Origin of the sequence: Candidatus Tisiphia endosymbiont of Metellina segmentata (assembly GCF_964030715.1) — a bacterium.
Lineage (GTDB): Bacteria > Pseudomonadota > Alphaproteobacteria > Rickettsiales > Rickettsiaceae > Tisiphia.
In genome coordinates this window covers 576,918-599,079 of record NZ_OZ034919.1, presented here as the reverse complement: position 1 = coordinate 599,079, position 22,162 = coordinate 576,918, and the positions used below count along the sequence as shown (strand labels likewise).

Below are 22,162 nucleotides of genomic sequence, written 5' to 3'. Positions count from 1 at the left end.
AAATGGAGAAAATATGGGCAAAAATAAGTTAAACTCAAATAAAAAACTACCCCCGGATATTCAATTAAAGGACAATTCAGATAGTTCTGAAATGAAATCTGAAACAATAGACAATTTGGTTATTCAATTATCGAGATTATCAAAAGAGTATACTGATATAGTAAATTCTGCAATTTCTAAAAATTTAGCAGTTGTTAATAGTCGTATTAGAGTAACCGAAGATATATTTAATCAACTCTTATCATCGATGAGTAAAGGGATGCAGGAGAATGTTGTACTTACTAAAGATTTGTTAAAATGTAAGGGATTACCAGATTTAGCTTTGTTACAGCGGAAAATGTTTGAAATATATTGTACTAATATGATGAATTCTTCCATTGAGGTTGCTCGTAATATACGAAAATTTGAATAGGTAGTAAGTTTGGAACAATTCCAAAATTGAGGTTATTTAAGAGTGTTAGATGTTTGAGCAATTACTTGATTTTTCTTCTATATATTTTATTATGCAAGGGATGGTAGTAACACTGAAATACAGTATAGTTTCAGTGTTATTAGGGTTGATTATTGGTACCTTACTAGCAATTTGTAAGGTAAGTAAAAGTTGTGCGTTAAGACTGTTTGCTAATTTCTATACATCTGTTTTTCGTGGTACTCCGTTACTTATACAACTTAGCATAATTTATTTTGGTTTACCTAGTGTAATTGGCATTAAGCTTGGTGTCTTCGTTGCTGGTAGCATAGCTTTCTCATTAAACTCCGGGGCATATGTTTCGGAAATAATTAGAGCTGGAATTAATAGTGTTGATAAAGGACAGATTGAGGCAGCTAAAGCATTAGCTATACCCGAGAGATTAATGATGAAAGATATTATCTTGCCCCAAGCCATAAGAAATATCTTACCTTCACTGGTTAATGAGCTTATTAATTTAATCAAAGAATCATCGATTATATCAATGATCGGTGAAATGGATTTAATGCGTAGAGCTCAATTAGTATCGCTTGAAAGTTATACTTATTTTACCCCTATGTTAATAGCAGGACTTTGTTACTATGTTATGGTAATAATTATCAGTAAATTAGCTAAAATTATTGAAAAAAGACTAGTAATTGGAGTGGAGTAACCCCAATTCGGGATAAGAATTGACAAATTCTTATCCCAAATTTGCATAAGTAGGATTTATTTATAATATGTATTTAAGTGAAATATGTATAAAACGTCCAGTATTTGCAACAGTATTGAGTCTAGTGGTTGTTATTTTAGGGGCGGTATTTCTTACTAAACTGCAAATTAGGGGTATTCCCGATATTTCTTCTCCTGTAATAACAGTATATGCAAATTACCCTGGGGCAGATGCTCTTTATATGGAGAAAGAGATAACAACTCGTATTGAGAAAGCACTAAAAACTGTCAAGAACCTTGATACTATCACTTCACAAAGCTCTACAGGTAGCAGCCATATTACTTTAATATTTCTATCATCGGCTGATACAGAAACAGCCTTAAACGATGTTAGGTCTAAAATTTCTAATATAAGTTCCATATTCCCCCAAGGTATGAGCATGCCTTATGTTGCTAAGATGGATGCAGATAATTTTCCTAGTTTGTATTTAAGTATCAGTAGTGATGTATATGATGATTTACAATTAACCCAAATTGTTCAAGATAGCGTAAAAACCATTTTAGAAAAACTTGAAACAATAGGTCAGGTTGAGATATATGGTGCTAAAGAGTACTCTATGCGTATAGAACCAGACCCGGTAAAATTATATCAGCATAAAATGTCAGTGTTAGAAATTGAGAGTGCTATAAAAAAACAAAATATCTATTATCCAGCAGGAACTATTAAAACAGCTGCACGTGATTTTACTGTAAGATTAGATGGCTCTTTAAGTAAACCGGAAGAGTTTGAAAAAATTATACTAAAAGTGAAAGATGCTAATATATTAAAGTTACGAGATATTGCTAAAATATATTTAGCCCCTCCAGATACTGAGGTAATTTTTAGATATAACGGAAAAAACTCGATAGCACTTGGTCTTATAAAACAATCGAAGGCAAACATACTTGATTTATCCAAAGAGGTTAGATATTCACTAGATAAAATAAAAAAAAATCTACCTAAAGGTATAACAATTGATATAGCCCATGATTCATCAATTCCAGTTAGGGCTTCAATCAGATCAGTATTCTTCACTATCATGGAAGCATTAGTTTTGGTTATGGTAGTAATATATCTGTTCTTGGCATCAGTAAAAATCACCCTCATACCATTTGTAACTGTTCCGATATCATTAATTGGTACATTTATTGTTATGTATTATTTAGGATTTTCTATCAATATATTTACCCTTTTAGCAATGATATTAGCTATTGGCTTGGTAGTAGATGATGCAATAGTAATGTTAGAAAACATTTTTAGGTACAATGAGATGGGGCATTCTCCTATAGAAGCTGCCTTTCTTGCATCTAAGGAAATTGGTTTTGCCATTGTAGCGATGACTATAACACTTGTTTCAGTATTCTTACCAATAGGTTTGATAGATGGATTTATTGGTAAGTTATTCATTGAATTTGCTTGGACCTTAGCATTCTGCGTTTTATTTTCCGGTTTTGTGGCGATTACTTTAACGCCAATGATGGCAAGTCGCATGATTGGTAAAAATGATCGACCTCCTTTAGGGTTTTTAGTTAAATTTGATCAGTTCATTAAATTAGTACAAAGCAAGTATTTGTACTATTTAAATCTTGCTCTTGATCATAAAAAGAAATTCTCACTTATTATTGCACTATCTTTAGTTGTACTAGTTGTTAGTTTGATCTTTGTCAAAAAAGTTTTTATTCCCCAGGAAGATGATGGGTTTTTACAAGTTTTCTTCACTGGTCTTCAAGGTTCTAGTATTAAACAATCAGAGAAAACAGTAGTGGAAGCTGAAAAAATACTTAGTTCTCATAAAGATATAGCCGGTTATTTGACAATAATTGGCTCTGGAGGTAGTAACAGTGCTTTTGCTTTCGTACCTCTTAAAGATTGGAAAGAAAGATCAAAGTCACAAGAAGCTATAAAAAATATGCTTAATAAGCAATTTCAACAAATAGCAGGAATGTCGATTTTTGTTCAAAATCCACCTTCATTGGTTAGTGGTGATGCTGGAAATGCTGTCGAATTTACTTTACAGACCTCACTTGAATATGACGAGCTAGATCAAATATCACAGAAATTTGTTAATAGAATGAAGAAATATCCAGTTTTTATCAATGTAGGTAGTGATTTAAATTCTTCTATGCCGACAATTGACGTAATTGTTAACCGAGATAAAGCTTATCTGCTTGGTGTAAGTTTAGAAAATATAGGGATAACATTGCAATATTTGCTGGCAGGAAGAAAAATTGGTGATTTCAGAATGGGCAATAATCTGTATGATATAACTATGCAATATAACCTAAAATACCGTAATAGTACCGATCATTTTAGTAAGATACTGATACCAACCAATAAACCAACTAATAATTTGCTGCCATTAAGTGTAGTTGCTAATATGGTTGAGAAAGTGTCTATTGAGTCTTATAACCACTATAATAATTCTAGATCGGTAACGATTTCGTCAGGTTTAGCTCCAAACCAAAAAATTACCGATGCCATAAATTCGATAAATACTATAGCTGATGAATTATTGGATAGTAGCACAACTATATTAGAATATATTGGAGAGATTAAAAGAATGACAGAATCACAAAGTAATCTTATTGTTACTTTCTTATTTGCTTTGTTGTTTATTTATTTAGTGCTTTCAGCTCAATTTGAAAGTTTTACTGATCCTATATTAATACTTATTGCTGTACCATTCTCAATTACTGGAGGGGTATTAATGCTCTTAATATGTGGTAATACGCTTAATATGTATAGTAATATTGGCTTGATCACTTTAATTGGTTTGATAACAAAAAATTCTATTATGATAGTAGAATTTGCTAATAACTTAAGAGACCAAGGACTAAGTGTTAGAGAAGCTGTAACTAGAGCCTCTAGCTTAAGACTTAGACCTATTCTAATGACTACTCTAGCAACTATTTTTGGGGCAATGTCATTAGTGATTAGTTCTGGAGCAGGAGCAGCCGCTCAAAATTCTATTGGTTTGGTAATAGTTGGTGGAATGAGTATAGGAACTCTTTTCACTATATTTGTTATTCCAGTTTTATATCAAAGTTTTAAAAGGGAATATATTCAAATAAATGAATTGAAGAATTAGATAATTTTTTACAAAAAATCTATTAGTGGGGGAATAATTTTGATTATACTAGGAATTGACCCATCTTTAGCTGGTATGGGATGGGGGGTAATCGATACCGATCCTCTGAAATATTTAGATAGTGGGGTCATAAAGACTAAATCAAGCGAAGCAATGCATAAAAGGCTAGCTTTCATTAGCTCGTCCTTGCAAAAGATAATAGTACAATATAAACCTGCTATTGTTGCTATGGAGGAGACATTTGTTAATATGAATAGTGTTTCATCTTTAAAATTGGGATATGCTAGAGGAGCAGTCATGTCACTTATAGGAGGATATGATATTGCTTTTCAAGAATTTAAACCTAATGTTATCAAAAAATCTGTAGTGGGTTATGGTCATGCTGAAAAAAATCAGGTTCTGCAAATGATTAAACTTTTACTACCAGGAGCAATTGCAATCAGTAACTTTGATGAAGCAGATGCCCTTGCAGTGGCTTATGTTTGTTGGGCTTATACCTCAAAACCTCCTATAATTGAATTATAGCAATTCTTTACCTTTTGCTTTTTTCACTTTTTCTTCTTCTTTTTGCTTACCTTTAAATTTTGTCAGAAACTCATCTGTTATGTATATAAGACTCATACTAAAGCTAAGTAATGGAGAATCTAATATAATAGTACAACTACCATCGGCAAATCTAATCTCCTTATTACCTAAATTAGGGTTTTGGCTATGGGTGAGTTTGTATTTTTCTGCAAGTAACTCATAAAACTCTGTAAATTTATCGTTATTTATCGTTAAGATGATTGCTTGGATAATATTATCATCATTACATATTACTAATAATTCAGTCAGTCCCTCTAATTTGACATCTCTAACATTAATATAATAATTATATCCATCCCAATGATTCCTCTCTTTTTTAGTAATCTGATATACTCGCTCTACATCTGCTATACTTGCTTTATTTAATTCAAAACCCAATGGAGCTGGATTAGCACTAGTATTTAAACTAAAAATTGAAATAAATAATATGTAGAATAGTCTAGTGATCATAAAAGTTCCCTTTTTATATATTAAATAAGAAAGCTATAATATATAAACTATTATGATTTTCAACTAATTATTTCATTTAAGCAAAAATAATATACTATCCTCCTAACTACAGGATAAGAAACTAACTTGATGTAAAATAGATACAATTTTATTGAAATTAGATTATAAAATAATATATTCAAAAGTTCTAAAGAAGTCTCAGTTGCAGTCAATTTAGTGTTTGCTATAATCTAGCCAACGAGATATAACAAATCTTGCTGGTATGTTAGTATATATTCTTCTGCTTTGAAGAATTGTTTTTTTAATATCAAGGACGAACGTAACAACGTATCTTATGTACGCCCCGCTTGTTCTTCATTTTCAAATCCAATTCTCTAAATCATTTGAGTATACTAAATACATTAATGTCTGAAATGTTAACAATTTATTTGGAGAGTTGAGCATATGAATAAAGGAGAATTAGTAGCATTAATGGCTGAAGCAGGTCATTCAAAAAGTGATGCAGAAAAGGCCCTTACTTGGGTTGTAGACAGTGTACTTAAAGCACTTAGTCGTGGTGAGGACGTTAACCTAGTGGGGTTTGGTTCTTTCCATATACAAAGTAGAGCTGCACGTGAAGGTCGTAATCCAAAAACTGGTGAGAAAATGCATATTGCTGCCTATAAACAACCAGTCTTTAGAGCCGGTAAGAAAATGAAGGAAGCTTGTAATAATTCGTAAGTTCGTATTTTACTTAGAACCTGCTTCTGTAAAATGTTATAGTTTTTACCAAGGGTGCAAGTTTAAGTAACCTGAGTTTAATACAACAAAGCTAGTGTCATCCCTGCCTATGTAGGGATTGCCATCGCTTTTGCCATACAAGTATCATTACTTACGTTGGCATTTCTGGGTCACAACTGTCGAAAGTTCGAAAGTAGAGCGGGTTTTAGGCAGGGCAGTTTAAAAGTTGTATATGGTCAAGGTCATTGCGAGAAGACCGTAAGTCGACGAAGCGATCCATAAAAGTAACCAAAAATGGATTGCTTCGTCGGCTTATACCTCCTCGCAATGACCTTGACCATATACAACTTTTAAACTGCCCTGCCTAAAACCCGCTCTACTTTCGAACTTTCGACAGCTGTGGTTTCTGACCCATGTTGGCAAAGCCTAGAAACCTATTTTTTATTATACCATTAGCAGAATGATCAAAGAATATCTTGAATGTAGATTCAAACAGGCTAGGCTTTATAATAGTTGGTTGATTGATGTTGATGATACCGCAAAAGCTTTAGAAGATTTGCTTATATTTATAGAAAGCAGTTTGATTGTAGATAAAATTCAATTAACAAATCATCCAGATTATCGTTTAGTAGCTAGGGATAATTCTGTGACGAGCAGTGTCAAAGACATATCTATTGACCAAATTAGAGATTTACAGCAATTTTTTTATAGAACATCATCAATATCTAAATATAGAGTAGCTGTTATTTATCAAGCAGATCTAATGAATCTCAATGCAGCAAGTTCCTGTCTTAAACTTTTAGAAGATACGCCAAAGGATAGTTTTATTTTCTTGATTACCTCAAGGGCTGCCGGAATAATAAGTACTATAAGATCTAGATGTGCTAAAATTAACATAAAATCACAAAATCGCTTAGTGGGAAGCGATATATATGTTAAATTTACGACGTACATTGCCAACTATGCAAATCCTAAAGTGAAGTTAGATCTTATCGAAGAATTTACCAGTAAAAACAAGGAATTATGGGGAGATTTTGCTTGTAGCATGCTATATCTAGTTAATAGAATTACTAAAAAATCTCTCAATATCAATATTGAATTCAATGAATTAGAGAATAAAATATTTAATCAATTGCGTTCTAATTCCCCTGATTATTTGATAACAAAATTTGCAAATATCAAACGAATAATAAATAACACCATAGATTATGACCTAGATCTAAGGGCTAATACCATAGCATTAATAGAAGAGTTATGGTAATTTTGTCGTCAAAATTTGTTTCCGTTCTTATTCAATGTCATTCCCGTGAAGGTTTTGCCCGCGTGGATCACTAGTATGTCATTCCTGCTTCGGTGAGGAATCTAAAAAAATAGCCTATAGTAAGCTACTTTCGCAGGGGGTGATGACATCCTTAATAGTTAATACTACTACATATACCAACTCTTGATTGCGACTTTGAAACTGCCCTGAGAAGCAGAAGATATATTTTTATCTTGCATTGTTTGAATAAGTATGTTATAATCCGTCGCAATCGTAATATCCGTTTGATACGGAGGTAAGTTTTTTTAATTTTATAGAAAAATATAAGAACATGTCCCAAGATATTTTAACAGTAAATACAGTTACACTTGTTCAGGAAGCTTTTCCTTTAACAAAGGAAGTAGATAACACAGAATCTTCAAGCGAATTAGGTGTATCTAAAACGCCACAACAAGTGGATGATATTATTAGTAAGCTGAGGGAAAATAGTCTGCATGTTTTTGAGAAATATTTACGTAAAGAGTTTTTTAGCACAGTAGCTGGCAATCAAGGTGAAGTTGATATAACAAAGGATATTTTTCAGATAATGTGTCACTCATTATTATATAATGAGCAGAAAGGTGCACTAAGTCTATTTATGACGATAAAAGATATAAAGAAAAGACTTGATGAAATAGAGACAACATCAGAGGGTGCAAAAAAAATTAATAAGTTTAAAGAGGAAATTGAGCAATATAGAGCAGATGTAATTAAAAAATTATCAACTAATGAAGGAATCGCAGATATTGTTACTGGACGTTTACAAGATGATCTTGTTAGTATGATAGTTTTAAGAGACTCGAATGAAGAGGCTAGATTTAGTACAAAAGATATTGCTTCGGAAGTTACGAAATATATAACAATCCCTGATAAAGTGCAAACTTATATGTTAAAAAATGGTTATGGTGTGTCTCCATCTTTTAAGACAGTCATTAATAGAACCGGACTTAAGCATTTTGCAGTAGAAATAAATCAAGGCAAAAAGGGGGGAGAGTGGGGTTATTTTGATCAGGAGAAGTTCACTTCAAAGAATATTCATAAATTTGCTGATTCTGTGAATAGTATTGTTACCTCTATGGAAATAATATTATTATCAATTCAGAAGTTAAAAATAACCAAAACAACACAAAGTAAAAAACTGATAGCTAAATTATTGCCAGTATTAGCTGATTTTAATGATACATATTTAGAGAACAATAAAGATAAAATTGTAGTACAACTTACTGCAAATCTTACTAGGAAGTATAGTAAATGGGTCGATACTTCTACTAAAAAGTTAGAAAAGATATCTAAAGGAATAACTGAATCATATAATAAGGAAAAAGGGATTTATATTAAAGAAGAAAATACGGATTCTATAGATATTAATGATGAGTCAAGTGATATATCAATAACTTTCCTTGAAGCAATGGAGTCTCAAGATGAAGACCATATTACAGATATTGATGAGCCAATAAATCAACTAGATTATGATATAGAACAGCAACCTGTGCCTACTGAGATATTTCATGTAGTAGAAAATTATGAAGAAACGATAGAAGAAGAAAAGATAGAGTCTATTACTGATGTTGAGGAGCTAAAAAATATAACAATAACTTATCCTGAAACAAGAGAGTTTCAAATGGACATAGCTACTGATCAATTAAGTTGTGATGTAGAAGCGGTAGAACAACATGATGTAGAACAGCAATCTAGCCCTATGCAAGAATCCCTAACTGAGTTTCAAGATTGTAATGATCAACAAGAAAAAACTAGCTCTATTAATATAGCAAGCGATAATCTTGATAATACAGAGGTAACAGTTTTAAATGAACAACATACTGTTGATAGTAATCAATCTGATATATCACCAAATGATAGAGGTTGTGATGTAGCTACAGAAGCATCTTATATAAATAGTACGGAAGCTACTACAGTGATTGATAGCACTAAATCTGAGATTGAGTCTTTAGAAGCTAATAATAGACCTCTTTCGAAACTCGCTTATGCTGAGGGATTTGAAGGAGACGCTTCACCTCGAACCGCAGCGTACTCGAATGTACATGAGGATTCGAGTACCGCATCAACGTACAAATCACCAGCAGAAGTAGAGTTTCGAAAGAGGTCTAATACAGAATTAGTAGAAAGCCCCATGGTTATAAGTCACATTTCTAGTTGGAATATATGGGCTATGTGGACTGCAGTTAAATCATATATTAGTAGTACATTACATGAAATTAGTGATACCGTACTAACTTCTATAAAGCAGTGGGATCATCATCACTATGGAAGTTATGACTTAGGTCATCCTTATAAAAGTCATGGTCTAGGAGAAGAGGCAAGCCTAATAGGGGAGAATCCAGCCTTATTAGAAAGTGTTAAATATTTCAGCAATCTTGTAATTTAAAGACTATATAGCTAACTGTAGTTACTACACAGAGCTGTCATTCTAAGCAATGGCGGGAATCTAAAAAAATAGCCTAAAAGACTATTAAACATTTTGAAACCCTAGCTATACTAAATGGTTGACACGGGAATCCTGCACATAAAATATCGTGAGGGGGTACATTTTGTTCGTGTACTTGTGTTATATCACAATCAATTTTATGATCACAGCTAAAATTAGCTCTATATGTTTTTAATGCCGATGTATCAATCTCGCTAGTGTAAACGCAGTTACCACCAACAGACTCAAATGATCTTCTTACACCACCAATCCCAGCAAATAAATCAATAAAAGTAAAGTTATTATACATAAACCTCATTATAATGCAATTAACCACAATATTACAAATATATTCAATAGATATCTTTCGAAATTCTACTTCTGCTGGTAATTTATTTGTGCTACCGGTACTCTGCTTTTCACGTGCATCATAGTCCGCTGCGGGCTGAGGTTTCGTGGTTTCTTTAAATTCCTCAGCATAAGCAAGTTTGCTAAAGATATCTATTATTCATAGATATATCAAGCGTATTTTTTGAAACATCTATTCCCATAAATATCTTGCTTTTTTTAGTCATTTGCTTTACCTATAATTAGTGGTTGTTTTGCAAAGTTTTGATACATGATTATAAATTCGATCTCTAAAGGATTCTGCTACCGTTTGTATCATACTTTGTAATTCAAGGGAGGAGGTCATCAAGATACCTTCGGTCTTTAAGGACCTATCTAATTTAAACTGTGTCACTCTTTCCTGACCATATTAACTCCATAAAGAGCTAATATTCAAGATACAATCCAAAAAATAACCTGCAAAGGTCGTTAGATAATATGGATTCCTCTACCTAAGCGGGAATGACATTGAGTTAGATTACCTGCGTATGACATAAAACGATGTAGACCAACTACTTTTGTTATAAACAAAAAATAAGAGTAATTTCTATGCTAATTAGAAAAATTAAATTTAAAACATATAAACTCCTCTCTTACATAATATTGCTACTACCTTTAATAGCAAATGGTAAGATTATTGATGTTAATAGTTTAGACCAAATAAATAAGGACTACGAAGAATTATGCAATAATTATTCCCCTAAAGATATCTTAGTGGTTTTGGGTAGAGAAAAAGTTATATTCAAATCATTTCTCCCTCCAATTATCCAATTAAATAAAAATGAATTATCTAAGCTACATGAAATATTCAAAGCAGTTAGACCCTCAAAGGATGCTTATTTTGATACAATACTGCTTACAGAGTATAAAAATGAGTTATTAGATGTCAATTTGCCTAATTTTATAAAGAATATAATGGATAAAGGTAGCCCCGTAATTGTGAGTGATCATGGTTTAACTGGTAACTTTAACAATATAAAGAAGCTAGAAATATGGGAGGTTGAGTATTTAAAGAAATTTAATATTGATTTGTCCAACAGTTTCCCACAACATAATTATCTTATTTTTAATAATATGAAGCCTTTTGATAATACTTATCCGACATTTTATCAGGGTATATTAAGTAGTAATAATAATGCTTCATTTCAGTTGATATTAAATTTTTTAATAGAAGTGAAGTTTATGCCAAAAGTTTTAATAATGGTTGATGGAAATTCCAGTGAGTTGACTGCAATGGAAAGTCAACTAAGAAATTATGACGATAATGTGATGTTTATTGGCTATAATTATAAATTATCTGACCAAAAAGAATCAATATTCAATTCTCGTGATTTAAAAAAATCACTTAATGAATTGGTTAATAAGGTAAATGCAGTAAAGAGAAGCAATGGCAAAATCACAGTTAAGAATCAAGAGAGTGTAAATCCGTATGATAATAAAAAATAACTTTTTATTAAAATTATTGTTAATTTTTATCATGTTACCATATACAGCTTATGCAATAATTATTCCCACTTATTCTATAGATTCTGTTACGGTAAAAAATTTACTTGAAAAAATTGATGCATCTAGCTTAGTGCTAATCAATATTGATGATACAATAGTTACGCCTAAGTCTAAGATGTTTCGTTATGCTAATCCTTATAGAGGGTTTGTTGAAGAGCTGGCAAGTTTGGCAAAATATCATCCTAATGTGGATGAGATAATTGCTAAGTTGCTATTGCAAAGACAAGTTATGTTAGTAGAAGCTAGTTGGCCAAAATTTATCGATAAATTGAAAAGTTCAGGGGCTTTGGTTTTTGGGTTTACTAAAATTAACCCAGCATGTAGACTGATTAAAAATTATGAGGAATGGCAATATGAGCAGCTAAGTAGACTCAGTATTAAATTTACTGATAAAATTAATAATAAAGAAATATTAAAATTTGATGAAACTGATAAAAGGTCACCAATTTTTCATAAAGGTATAATATTTACCGACTATCTAAATAAAGCTCAGGCACTACGTGAGTTTATGAGTATCACAAATATTTTACCTAATAACATTATAATCTTTGAGAATAGAAAAAGTGAATTAGATAACATAGATAATTTTCTAAGAACAATTGATCTAGATTGTTATGGGGTAGAATATTTAGCCGTTACAGAATTACAAGGCACTCCACAGGAGGATATAGTAAAATTTCAACAGGAAATATTATTAAAAACAGGAAAGTGGTTAGAAGATGATGAGGCTAAACAATTTATAACAAATAGCAAATGATGAATAATAAATGATGCTTAATTTAATTAAGTCTTTAAAAAGTTTAATTACTGAAGCTGGTGGGATTGCTTTAATTAGAAGAGATTTAGGGTTAATAGTTTCTTATAAAGATGATAATTCTCCCGTGACAAATGCTGATAAGGAAATTAGTAGCTTTATATATAATGGTTTAAAGAACCTAGCACCTAATATTCCTGTAGTTTGTGAAGAAAGAGATATAATTGCTCTGAATGACAATCAATTTTGGTTGATTGATCCGATTGATGGTACAAAAAGTTATATAAAAGGTGAGGATACGTATACAGTAAATATTGCATTGATAAAAAATGGTATGCCTATTATTGGTTTTATCTATCAACCATCTGTGCAGAAATTATATTATACAGATGCTAATAATGCTTTAAGAATTGAACAAAATGGCGTAAAAACAAGCTTTGATGCCCTACCTAAAACTCATTATAGGGCTGTTGTTAGCTCACGTTCGTCAAATTCAGATATCAAGAAGTTCCTAAAGAAACATCTAATTACTGAAATAGTTACTATACCAAGTTCAATTAAATTATGTTTAGTAGCAGAAGGGAAAGCGGATATTTATCCCAAGTTTGGTCCAACTATGGAATGGGATATTGCAGCGGGACATGCATTAATTAAAGCTAGTGGTGGAAATATTGTGGATATAGATGGAAATGAATTAGTTTATCAAAAGAAGAACTTCCAAAATCCTCATTTCTATGCTTATAGTCGATATTTCCCTATCTTTACTTCGTTTTGATATTGATTTATAACCTCAAGTATTGATGTAATAAATTAATAGTAGGCTCAAGTAATCATCGCCATTAGGGGTGATGTCACCCCTACGTAGGCAGGGGGCTAAAATAACTCAACACAAGCTATCTTGGTCATTTTTCTAGATTCCTGCCCTACGCAGGAATGACATAACGCTTGCAAGGACGACACCGTAGGCTATTAAACCGATGTCTTACATCAAACTGATTTGTTTTAGGTTAAAAATTTTTACAGAAACCTAAAGCACTCTGGCGTAAATATAATAATCCCTATGTACTCCTTGAACAATTTCATATTTCTTAAGCAAACCCTCTTTGACAAAATTACATCGTTCTAAAACATTAATTGAACGTATATTGTCATTTATTACAGTAGCTTGGGTTCGAACAATACCAGCATATTCTATAAATCTTAAAATAGCTTTGATTGATTTTAGCATAATTCCTTTACCCCAAAATGCAGGATCAAGATCGTAGCTTATTTCTGCTTTGAGGTGCATTGTAGAAACAGTATTAAACCCAGCCGTACCTATAAGTTTATTATTATCTTTAAGGGAAATACCCCAGTAAAACCCTCTTTGGTGATGAAATAAGCTAGACCAATATTTTAGTTCATCAGTAGCTTGTGGAATAGTTGATGGAATGTTGTTATCTGTCAAGAAAGGACTCATCTCTAATTTATTCATATAACCAAAATAGTCTTCTGAATCATCACTAGTTAATTCTCTCAGTACTATGTTGTCTAGGTCTAACATAGGAAATTGATGATATATAAAACTATTAAGCATGTGTAGAAGCGATTTTATAATTAATTGGGTCAATTTTATTATTTTCTTCAAAGGCCTTAAGTCTAAGTAAGCAGGCATGACATGTTCCACAAGATAACCCATTATCTAATGGATCATAACAAGAAATTGTTTTAGAGTAATCTACTCCTAATTCTAGACCAGTTTTGATAATTTGCCCTTTTGTCATATTTATTAAGGGAGCATGAATGGTAATTCGTGTACCCAATACTCCTACCGCAGTTGCAAGATTAGCAAGCTTCTCAAAAGCGTCTAGGTACTCTGGACGGCAATCTGGGTAATTAGCATAATCAGTTGCGTGTACCCCCATAAAAATATCAAAGGCTCCTATTATTTCACTAAATCCCAAAGCATAACTTAAAAATATAGTATTACGTGCTGGTACATAAGTGATTGGTATATTATCCCCTAAATCACTATGATCTTTATATTTTGGTACTTCTATGGCATCATCAGTAAGAGCTGATCCGCCAAAGCTACGTAAATCAATATTTACAATTTTATGTTGTTTGATATTATAGTTCTTAACTAACTCTTTAACTTTCTCAAGTTCAATATTATTATGTTGAGAATAGTTAAAACTTATGGCATGAATTTCGTAATTCATTTTTTCTATCATTGCTAGTACTGTAGCTGAATCTGCACCGCCACTAACTAAAACTACTGCCTTCTGCATAAAAATCTTCCATGAGTAAGCTTAATTCTTATATCGAATTGGCTTTGTTATTTTACGTCCCAATTTTCTTGTTATACCCACAGGTAAGATTAATTTTTAGCACATCCTGCCACACCTTATCCCAGCCTTTGGTATGAGTAATATTAGGGAAAATCTTTTGCTGTGTACAATCTGAAGAACTAGCTTTTATATAGCCCTGCATAATTTTACTCGGTACTATTGCATCCTTACTTCCCGAAAGATGTAATTGCGGAATATTGCTAATTTTTATTGCATAATCTATGGGATTTAGTGACTCCTTTAACGCATATATCCCATGATGTTTACTGAAATTCTCAATATCAAGATTACCAGCTATAGTTATTATATCTTTAATATGCTTATTTCTTGCTGCCACCAAGATAGCAACTCCACCACCACCAGAAAAACCAACCAAACTAGCTGGATTACCATTATTTATACTATTTATTACTATATTTGTTGATTCTATCACCTCTTCAGCCATTCTTTTGTCTGTCCAATAGGCTTGATTACAGTTGGGATTAAGCTCCACTGGTGTATATTGGCATGGACGAGCTATATAAACTATATTAGGTCTAGTATCAAGGGTAGCAAGCTTAAATAACATAACCTTGGAAGGGGTTGGATTGTCTGCAATGGCATAGCGTCCTATACTAATACTTCCATCACCTTCAATATAAAACACATAAGGACTATCTTTATCCGAGATACGTTGGTAAGTTGTGATAACAAAATCCCCAGCCTTAACAAGTTTCTTCTCAAACTTGTTCATTGAGGCTACCTTATCTGCCTCCTCAACCCTTTTCTCTATAGACGAAATACAAGAAGAAAGCAGAAGAGATACAAAAAGTAGAGCAATTCTAGGCTTAGTGACTATGTTAACAAGATTAGCCACAGATAAACCTAACCCACAAAAAAACATTTATGCAGATTGATGTAACATCACAAAATATCAACATTTTCCTTATATCCTTTACTCAGGGTAATTTAAAAGTCACAATTAATAGTTGTTATAAATGCAACCTCAACCACCATCGATGTCATTCTTAGCAACGGCGGGAATGACATCGAGCACATATTAAGCACTTCTTCCTTTCTCTATTAGACCTGCAGCCCTACTTTTAAATTACCCTGCTTACTATCCCTGTAAATTTTCTACTACTCCAACAAGATCAACAGGAAGAAGAGCGTTATTATTTTCCCCTACTGGTACAATAAGAGCAGGGGCATTATTATCTCCCTCTACTACTTCAACATGATCAACAGGAAGAAGATTTCCCCATACTGGAACAACAGGAGGATTTCCCCATACTACTCCATTAAGATTAAGGGGAGCCTCATTATTGTCATTTACACCTCTTGTCCAGTATAGACCAAGTTTAAATACACAATTAGGCAATAAATTGCCTAATTCCCATACTTGTAGCTTAGAACAACCATAAAAGCCTGCATCAAATACAGTAAGGGTATCTCTATGTGCTATAACTACTCCTTTTATTCCTTCATAACTTATGTCATTGTAAGCAGGAAAAATAAGAATCTCGATTTTTTTAAACCCTTTAGCTATTTTATCTGCTCCTTTATCAGTTATGGAATTGCATGACGCATACAAAGCTAAAAGATCAGGAAGATGTTTAGCTATTGCACCTACTCCTTCATCAGTTATATGATTGTTTACCACATTAAGAGTTACAATATTACAGAGGTTTTCAGCTATTTTTGTTATTTTTTTATCATCAATGTCACAGCCACCTAGATTGAGAGTAGTAATCTTAGAAATCTCAGAAAACTTAAAAATCTTAAAAATTTTAAAAAGCTTATAAATCTTAGAAAGATTAGATATTTCCTCCACCATTCCAGGGCTGCTTAAGGTATTGTTTTCAAAATTAACAGCAATAATTTTACTCTTCTTTATTGCATCCATTAGTGACTGAAAATTATTTATGTCCATCTTACCAATACCACAGTTAGCTGCATTAAGTTCCATAATATCTGGGGTAGTTTCTATAAATTTAGCTAACTGTCCTATATCAAATATCTTGTCAAAACATCCGATCTCCCCTTTCCCACCGGAGAGTTTGTTACCCTCTTGATTTAATTTTAGCACTCCATCTTTTAAATATGGAGAAAAATCTGTTATCTTTTTTTTAATGGCATAACCGTTTCTGTTAATGGCATAATCATTACCTCTATTCAAATTGTTACTACACTAAAAATGATACTATTCAATTATATCACTCATCTTACGCATGGCATTTAAAACCCATAGAGAAAGCAGCTTGGAGTCATTGCGAGGAGCTACTTTAGTGGCGAAGAAGCAATCCAATGAACTTAGATTGCCACAACCGCTACGTGGTTTCGCAATGACGTTGTGCGTAAGGTGGTCAGTTAAAAAGGTATTTCATCATCTAGATCACTATGGTCAAAATTAGTAACCATATTTTTGGGTGCAACAGAATCTAGTGCTTGAGTACCACCCCCTTTAGAATCCAACAATATAAATTGTGAGTTAAAATTCTGTAGCACTATTTCTGTTGTATATTTTTCATGCCCAAGGTTATCCACCCATTTTCTAGTTTGTAAATTACCTTCCAAGTAAACTTTAGTTCCTTTTTTGGCATAATTTTTTACAACAGATACCAACCCCTCATTAAATATTACTACTCTATGCCATTCAGTTTTTTCCTTCTTTTCTCCAGTAGCACGATCTTTCCATGTCTCAGAAGTAGCAACACTAAAGCTTGCTATCTCTTTACCATCAGCCGTGTGCCTGATTTCTGGATCACGTCCTAAATTACCTATTAATATTGCTTTATTTAAACTACCAGCCACAAATCATTACCTAACTTATTTAAAACTTTATTATTGCAATAGTAATTCAAAACAACTTATAATGCTACAAGTTTTTTGACAGTTCCTTAAAAATTTATAACAAAATCATTATGCAAGAATATATTAAAGTTCGTGGTGCTAAGGAGCATAATTTAAAAAATGTAAATGTTGATATTCCTAGAAATAAGTTTGTTGTCATTACAGGCCTTAGTGGTTCTGGTAAATCTTCACTAGCTTTTGATACTATTTATGCTGAAGGACAACGCAGATATGTTGAAAGTCTATCTTCCTATGCTAGGCAGTTCTTGCATCTTCAGGATAAGCCTGATGTTGAGTCAGTTTCCGGGTTGTCGCCGGCAATAGCTATTGATCAAAAAACTACATCTAAAAATCCACGCTCTACAGTTGGTACTATAACTGAGATTTATGATTATTTGAGATTACTATATGCACGGGTAGGAGTGCCATATTCTCCAGCAACTGGTTTACCAATAAAGAATCAGACTATATCGGAGATGATAGATGCTATTCGTGACCTTCCTAAGGGAAGTAAATTATACATTTTAGCACCCATTATAAGAGGGCAGAAAGGTGAATTCAGACGTGAAATGCTTGATCTTAAAAAACAGGGTTTTGGGCGATTATTTATTAACAATGAAATTTATGAGATTGATAATCTGCCAAAATTTGATAAGAATAAAAAACATAATATTGAAGTAATTGTTGATAGGATTTCTCTAGAAGATGATTTAGGTAACAGGCTTGCAGATAGTTTAGAAATAGCTCTTAAACTAGCAGATGGTATAGTATATATTGAAATTGTTGACTTGCCAAATGGATTAGAAACCAACCTTACTAAAGGTTCAAAAATCATTTTCTCAGAAAAATATTCTTGTCCAGTTTCTGGTTTTCAAATTACTGAAATAGAACCAAGAATTTTTTCCTTTAATAGCCCATTTGGTGCTTGTCCTAAATGTGAAGGTATCGGCACAGAATTGTGTCTTGATAAAGAATTAATTGTTCCAGATAAAAGAATTAGTATTAAAGATGGAGCTATAGCACCTTGGGGGAAAATATCCTCAAAGTTTTTTTTAGAAACATTAAAAGCTTTAGCAAGTCATTACGAGTTTTCATTAGACACTCCTTTTGTAGAACTACCAAATATTGTACAGCAAGTATTATTCCATGGATCAGGTGACGATGTTATAAAATTTCAATATCATGATGGTTCTAAATCTCAGGTGGTACAGCAACCTTTTGCTGGAATAATACCTAGTTTACAAGAAAAGGAGCGTAAGGCTGATTCTTCCTTAGTAAAAGAAGAATTATTAAAATACAAAGCAGAGTACAAATGCACATCTTGTGAAGGTTATAGACTAAAAATGGAATCTCTTTGTATTAAAATCGCTGATATGCATATTGGACAAGTATCTACCATGAGTATTTTACAACTACAGAAATGGTTTAATCAATTAGACAAACAGCTCAATAAAAGACAAATGACTATTGCTGAACGTATATTAAAGGAAATCAAGGAAAGATTACAATTTCTTATGAATGTTGGTCTTGATTATCTTGCCTTGTCTAGAGAATCAGGAACTCTGTCTGGTGGAGAAAGTCAGCGTATTCGCTTGGCATCACAAATTGGTTCAGGTCTTAGTGGTGTGTTGTATGTACTTGATGAACCCTCAATTGGTTTGCATCAACGTGATAATGCTAGATTAATAGAGACTCTAAAGAATCTTCGAGACCTTGGTAATACAGTGCTTGTTGTTGAGCATGATGAAGAAACAATGTACGAATCGGATCACATCATAGATGTCGGACCAGGTGCTGGTATTCACGGCGGACATATAATAGCACAAGGAACAATTGAGGAAATTAAACAATGTCCCAATAGTATAACGGGTAGCTATTTAAGCGGTAAACAATCTATTGAAGTACCAACAAATACTAGAGTATCACCTGCGGGTAAGGTAATAGCATTAACTGGGGCTATTTCTAATAATTTACAGGATGTTAACATTACAATTCCTCTGAGCAGTTTTACAGCAATAACAGGGGTATCAGGTAGCGGTAAATCAAGTTTAATAATTCACACTTTATATAAAGCAGCTTTAAAATTTTTAGAACCCTCTTCAAAAAACTCTCCAGGAGAATATAAGTCAATTAAAGGTCTTGAATATATTGATAAGGTTATTGATATAAACCAATCACCAATAGGTCGCACACCAAGATCAAATCCAGCAACTTATACTGGTGCGTTTACCTATATTAGAGACTGGTTTGCTGAACTACCAACTGCAAAAGCACGGGGTTATAAAGTTGGTAGGTTTTCATTCAATGTTAAAGGTGGAAGATGTGAATTATGCCAAGGTGATGGTCTGATTAAAATAGAAATGCATTTTTTACCTGATATTTATGTAAAATGTGATGTTTGTAATGGAGACAGGTATAATAGAGAAACCCTTGAAGTTAAATATAAGGATAAATCTATAGCTGATGTTCTTAGGATGACAGTTGAGGATGCAATGAGTTTCTTTGCTAAAGTACCCCTAATTTACGAAAAACTTGTTACTTTAAATGAGGTAGGACTTGGTTATATAAAAATTGGACAATCTGCTACCACTTTGTCTGGAGGCGAAGCACAAAGAATAAAGTTAGCTAAAGAGTTATCAAAACGCTCAACCGGTAAAACTTTATATATACTTGATGAACCAACAACAGGGTTGCACATAGATGATATTAATAAATTGCTTAAAGTGCTGCATAAGTTAGTTGATATGGGTAATACTGTTATAGTTATTGAGCATAACCTAGATGTTATCAAAACAGCAGATTATATTATAGATGTTGGTCCTGAAGGTGGAGATAAAGGTGGTAGTATAGTAGCTACTGGGACTCCGAAGGATATCGCTGCTTGTAGTGAGAGCTATACTGGACAATATTTAAAGCATTATCTGTAGGATAAGCAGAGTACATTACTGCACTCCACTCTCCGAGGAACCCAGCGTACGACTTTAACCGTACTGGGCTCGAGCATTTATAAGGCCTTGATAGACCCGGCTACAATTCATAACAGAGGGTAAAGCTCTTTTATATTCTTCGCGTTTTCGAAAATATTCAAAATAGCTAGGATCATAAGGCTGAGCATCCGCAAGTATCTTAGTATGACGTCTAATTTTGGTATCACCGGCTAATTTCAAGTTTAGGTAAGAAGTAGTAATATTTTTCTTATCATTATTCTTAATTTTAGCGTGAAAATGCCACCTTCTTGAGGAATCCATACGTTGGAAGTATTTTTGATAAATCCAATGGAATCCTTTATTGTAGTGTCTTTTTCGTGTCCATCTATAGAGCATCTTATAAATTCGATTATCAATATAAGAAAAGATGTTTGAAGCAGCTGAGTGTTTATAGTAGTTACTCCAACCAATCATCTTTGGGTTTAACAGTCGGATCAAGTCCTCTGTTGTTGAGCCAAAGTTAGTTCTGATTGTAGCTTTGATATCAGCGAGAAAAGACTTTACAGAAGCCTTTGTAGGCTTCGTAAGAAATTTTAACTTCTTACCGTATTTACGAATATGAAAACCAAGAAAATCAAATCCTTGACTTATATTAGTAATACGAGACTTTTCGAGTGATAATTGTAGCCCACGTTCAGCCAAGAAGTTTTTCACTAGTGGTATGACTTCATTTTCCAATATTTCCTTTGACTCGCCAGTAATAACAAAATCATCAGCGTAGATAATCGCATGGATTTTTCCACGATTCCTTTTGAAATGTTTGGCAAGTCTCTCTTCTAACCCCGATAGGGCTATCAGTGCAAGGCTTGGTGAAATTATCCCACCTTGAGGCACTCCTTGAATTGTTGCTACTAAACTAGCCTTTTCTATGTAACCAGCTCGTAAAAATTTCTTAAGGATGACTTTGTCCATAAGAACATTATTTTCTAGCCAGTTAAAACTCACTTGATCAAAGAAGGATTTAATATCACCCTCAAATATCCACGAGGCTGAGTTTTTCCTGCACAAGCAATTACAGCATTGTTCAATTGCATCCGCCACAGATCGCTTTGGTCTAAAACCATAACTGTTTTTATCAGCTATAGTTTCTGCAACTGGTTCTAAACTCAGTAAATGGAGAGCCTGCATGGCTCGATCATTCATAATAGGAATAGAAAGAGGCCTTTGACCGTTCTTCTTAGAGATATAAATTCTTCGAAGTGGTTGAGTTTTATATCCTAATCGTTTTATTGACAAGATTGCTTGCATCATTTGTCGTTTAGTACGCCAAATGATGCCGTCAGTACCAGGGCATTTACTCCCCTTGTTTTGTGTCACCCGTTTTACCGCAAGACACTTACTATAAAACGAGTGAGTGAGTAGCCTTTGCAAAGCACGAACTTTGCCAAAACGTTTCTCTCTCATAGCCTTTGCAATACGCATTTGTAGCCGTTTCACTTGAGAATCAGCTTTGTTCCATAGTATGGAATCCCACTTTGTTTCTTTAGCTGTAGGTGCACCAGTCAATGATGTGTTCACTGCTGTCATTTGCATTCCTCCATTAAAACAGTTCTATAAATTATCTTGCAATTAAACACCAGTTGGACGTTAGCTCACTTTCGTGTCAGATTATGTTTCAATCTGTATCTAGAACATTAC

At 33.0% G+C, this 22,162-nt stretch carries 19 protein-coding genes; 11 read left to right on the top strand and 8 right to left on the bottom strand.

The features are described from left to right. Positions 1-13 precede the first annotated feature (13 nt). The 4 genes from AAHM80_RS03245 (at position 14) to ruvC (ending at position 4,773) form a co-directional block, all read left to right on the top strand. Positions 14-412, top strand: coding sequence for a hypothetical protein (locus tag AAHM80_RS03245; protein ID WP_342260263.1), 399 nt, complete (start codon positions 14-16; stop codon positions 410-412). 49 nt (positions 413-461) lie between these two features. Continuing rightward, a complete protein-coding gene (locus tag AAHM80_RS03240) occupies positions 462-1,121 on the top strand; it encodes an amino acid ABC transporter permease (protein WP_342260262.1) in 660 nt (219 codons plus the stop codon). A 67-nt stretch (positions 1,122-1,188) separates the two neighbouring features. Next, entirely contained in the window at positions 1,189-4,248 is a 3,060-nt protein-coding gene (locus AAHM80_RS03235; RefSeq protein ID WP_342260261.1) for an efflux RND transporter permease subunit, read from the top strand. Positions 4,249-4,287: 39 nt separating this feature from the next. After that, positions 4,288-4,773 (top strand): crossover junction endodeoxyribonuclease RuvC, encoded by a 486-nt coding sequence (ruvC, locus tag AAHM80_RS03230; RefSeq protein ID WP_341755016.1) that lies wholly within the window; start codon positions 4,288-4,290, stop codon positions 4,771-4,773. On the opposite strand, the gene AAHM80_RS03225 is transcribed toward ruvC, so the two are convergent. Next, on the bottom strand, positions 4,768-5,283 hold the full coding sequence (locus tag AAHM80_RS03225; RefSeq protein ID WP_342260260.1) for a hypothetical protein: 516 nt from the start codon (positions 5,281-5,283) through the stop codon (positions 4,768-4,770). The genes ruvC and AAHM80_RS03225 overlap by 6 nt on opposite strands. 444 nt (positions 5,284-5,727) lie before the next feature. Between AAHM80_RS03225 and AAHM80_RS03220 the strand changes: the two genes are divergently transcribed. From AAHM80_RS03220 to AAHM80_RS03210, 3 genes are all read left to right on the top strand, one after another. Further along, positions 5,728-6,003 (top strand): HU family DNA-binding protein, encoded by a 276-nt coding sequence (locus AAHM80_RS03220; protein ID WP_341752038.1) that lies wholly within the window; start codon positions 5,728-5,730, stop codon positions 6,001-6,003. A gap of 460 nt (positions 6,004-6,463) precedes the next feature. Then, entirely contained in the window at positions 6,464-7,264 is an 801-nt protein-coding gene (locus tag AAHM80_RS03215) for a DNA polymerase III subunit delta' (RefSeq protein WP_342260259.1), read from the top strand. A 331-nt stretch (positions 7,265-7,595) separates the two neighbouring features. Beyond that, entirely contained in the window at positions 7,596-9,689 is a 2,094-nt protein-coding gene (locus AAHM80_RS03210; protein ID WP_342260258.1) for a palindromic element RPE1 domain-containing protein, read from the top strand. A gap of 73 nt (positions 9,690-9,762) precedes the next feature. On the opposite strand, the gene dcm is transcribed toward AAHM80_RS03210, so the two are convergent. Further along, the gene (dcm, locus tag AAHM80_RS03205; protein ID WP_342260257.1) at positions 9,763-10,038 is read right to left on the bottom strand and encodes a DNA (cytosine-5-)-methyltransferase; all 276 of its coding nucleotides are present in this window, start codon (positions 10,036-10,038) and stop codon (positions 9,763-9,765) included. 626 nt (positions 10,039-10,664) lie between these two features. On the opposite strand from dcm, the gene AAHM80_RS03195 reads away from it, so the two are divergent. From AAHM80_RS03195 to cysQ, 3 genes are read left to right on the top strand one after another with little or no spacing between them, the layout of a single operon-like run. Further along, positions 10,665-11,561: a DUF2608 domain-containing protein gene (locus AAHM80_RS03195; RefSeq protein WP_342260256.1), complete on the top strand. Its 897-nt coding sequence runs from the start codon at positions 10,665-10,667 to the stop codon at positions 11,559-11,561. Beyond that, positions 11,545-12,378 carry a DUF2608 domain-containing protein gene (locus AAHM80_RS03190; RefSeq protein WP_342260255.1) on the top strand — a complete coding sequence of 278 codons (834 nt, stop codon included), beginning with the start codon at positions 11,545-11,547 and terminating at the stop codon, positions 12,376-12,378. Before AAHM80_RS03195 ends, AAHM80_RS03190 begins: the two co-directional genes overlap by 17 nt. Before the next feature lie 10 nt (positions 12,379-12,388). Next, positions 12,389-13,150: a 3'(2'),5'-bisphosphate nucleotidase CysQ gene (cysQ, locus tag AAHM80_RS03185; RefSeq protein WP_342260254.1), complete on the top strand. Its 762-nt coding sequence runs from the start codon at positions 12,389-12,391 to the stop codon at positions 13,148-13,150. A 252-nt stretch (positions 13,151-13,402) separates the two neighbouring features. Here the strand turns inward: cysQ and AAHM80_RS03180 are convergent, their stop codons facing one another. The 5 genes from AAHM80_RS03180 to ssb form a co-directional block, all read right to left on the bottom strand. Then, complete coding sequence (locus AAHM80_RS03180; protein ID WP_342260253.1) at positions 13,403-13,951, bottom strand: GNAT family protein; 549 nt, start codon at positions 13,949-13,951, stop codon at positions 13,403-13,405. Beyond that, positions 13,944-14,645: a 7-cyano-7-deazaguanine synthase QueC gene (queC, locus tag AAHM80_RS03175; protein WP_342260252.1), complete on the bottom strand. Its 702-nt coding sequence runs from the start codon at positions 14,643-14,645 to the stop codon at positions 13,944-13,946. Before queC ends, AAHM80_RS03180 begins: the two co-directional genes overlap by 8 nt. A gap of 52 nt (positions 14,646-14,697) precedes the next feature. After that, positions 14,698-15,561 (bottom strand): alpha/beta hydrolase, encoded by an 864-nt coding sequence (locus tag AAHM80_RS03170; RefSeq protein ID WP_342260251.1) that lies wholly within the window; start codon positions 15,559-15,561, stop codon positions 14,698-14,700. Between the two features lie 243 nt (positions 15,562-15,804). Continuing rightward, a complete protein-coding gene (locus AAHM80_RS03165) occupies positions 15,805-16,863 on the bottom strand; it encodes a hypothetical protein (RefSeq protein ID WP_342260250.1) in 1,059 nt (352 codons plus the stop codon). A 191-nt stretch (positions 16,864-17,054) separates the two neighbouring features. Beyond that, the gene (ssb, locus tag AAHM80_RS03160; RefSeq protein WP_342260249.1) at positions 17,055-17,498 is read right to left on the bottom strand and encodes a single-stranded DNA-binding protein; all 444 of its coding nucleotides are present in this window, start codon (positions 17,496-17,498) and stop codon (positions 17,055-17,057) included. A 107-nt stretch (positions 17,499-17,605) separates the two neighbouring features. On the opposite strand from ssb, the gene uvrA reads away from it, so the two are divergent. Then, complete coding sequence (gene uvrA / locus AAHM80_RS03155) at positions 17,606-20,464, top strand: excinuclease ABC subunit UvrA (protein ID WP_342260411.1); 2,859 nt, start codon at positions 17,606-17,608, stop codon at positions 20,462-20,464. A gap of 54 nt (positions 20,465-20,518) precedes the next feature. Here uvrA and ltrA read toward each other — a convergent pair whose 3' ends face one another. Beyond that, positions 20,519-22,051, bottom strand: a complete 1,533-nt coding sequence (gene ltrA, locus AAHM80_RS03150) for a group II intron reverse transcriptase/maturase (RefSeq protein ID WP_342259765.1) — start codon at positions 22,049-22,051, stop codon at positions 20,519-20,521. Positions 22,052-22,162 lie beyond the last annotated feature (111 nt).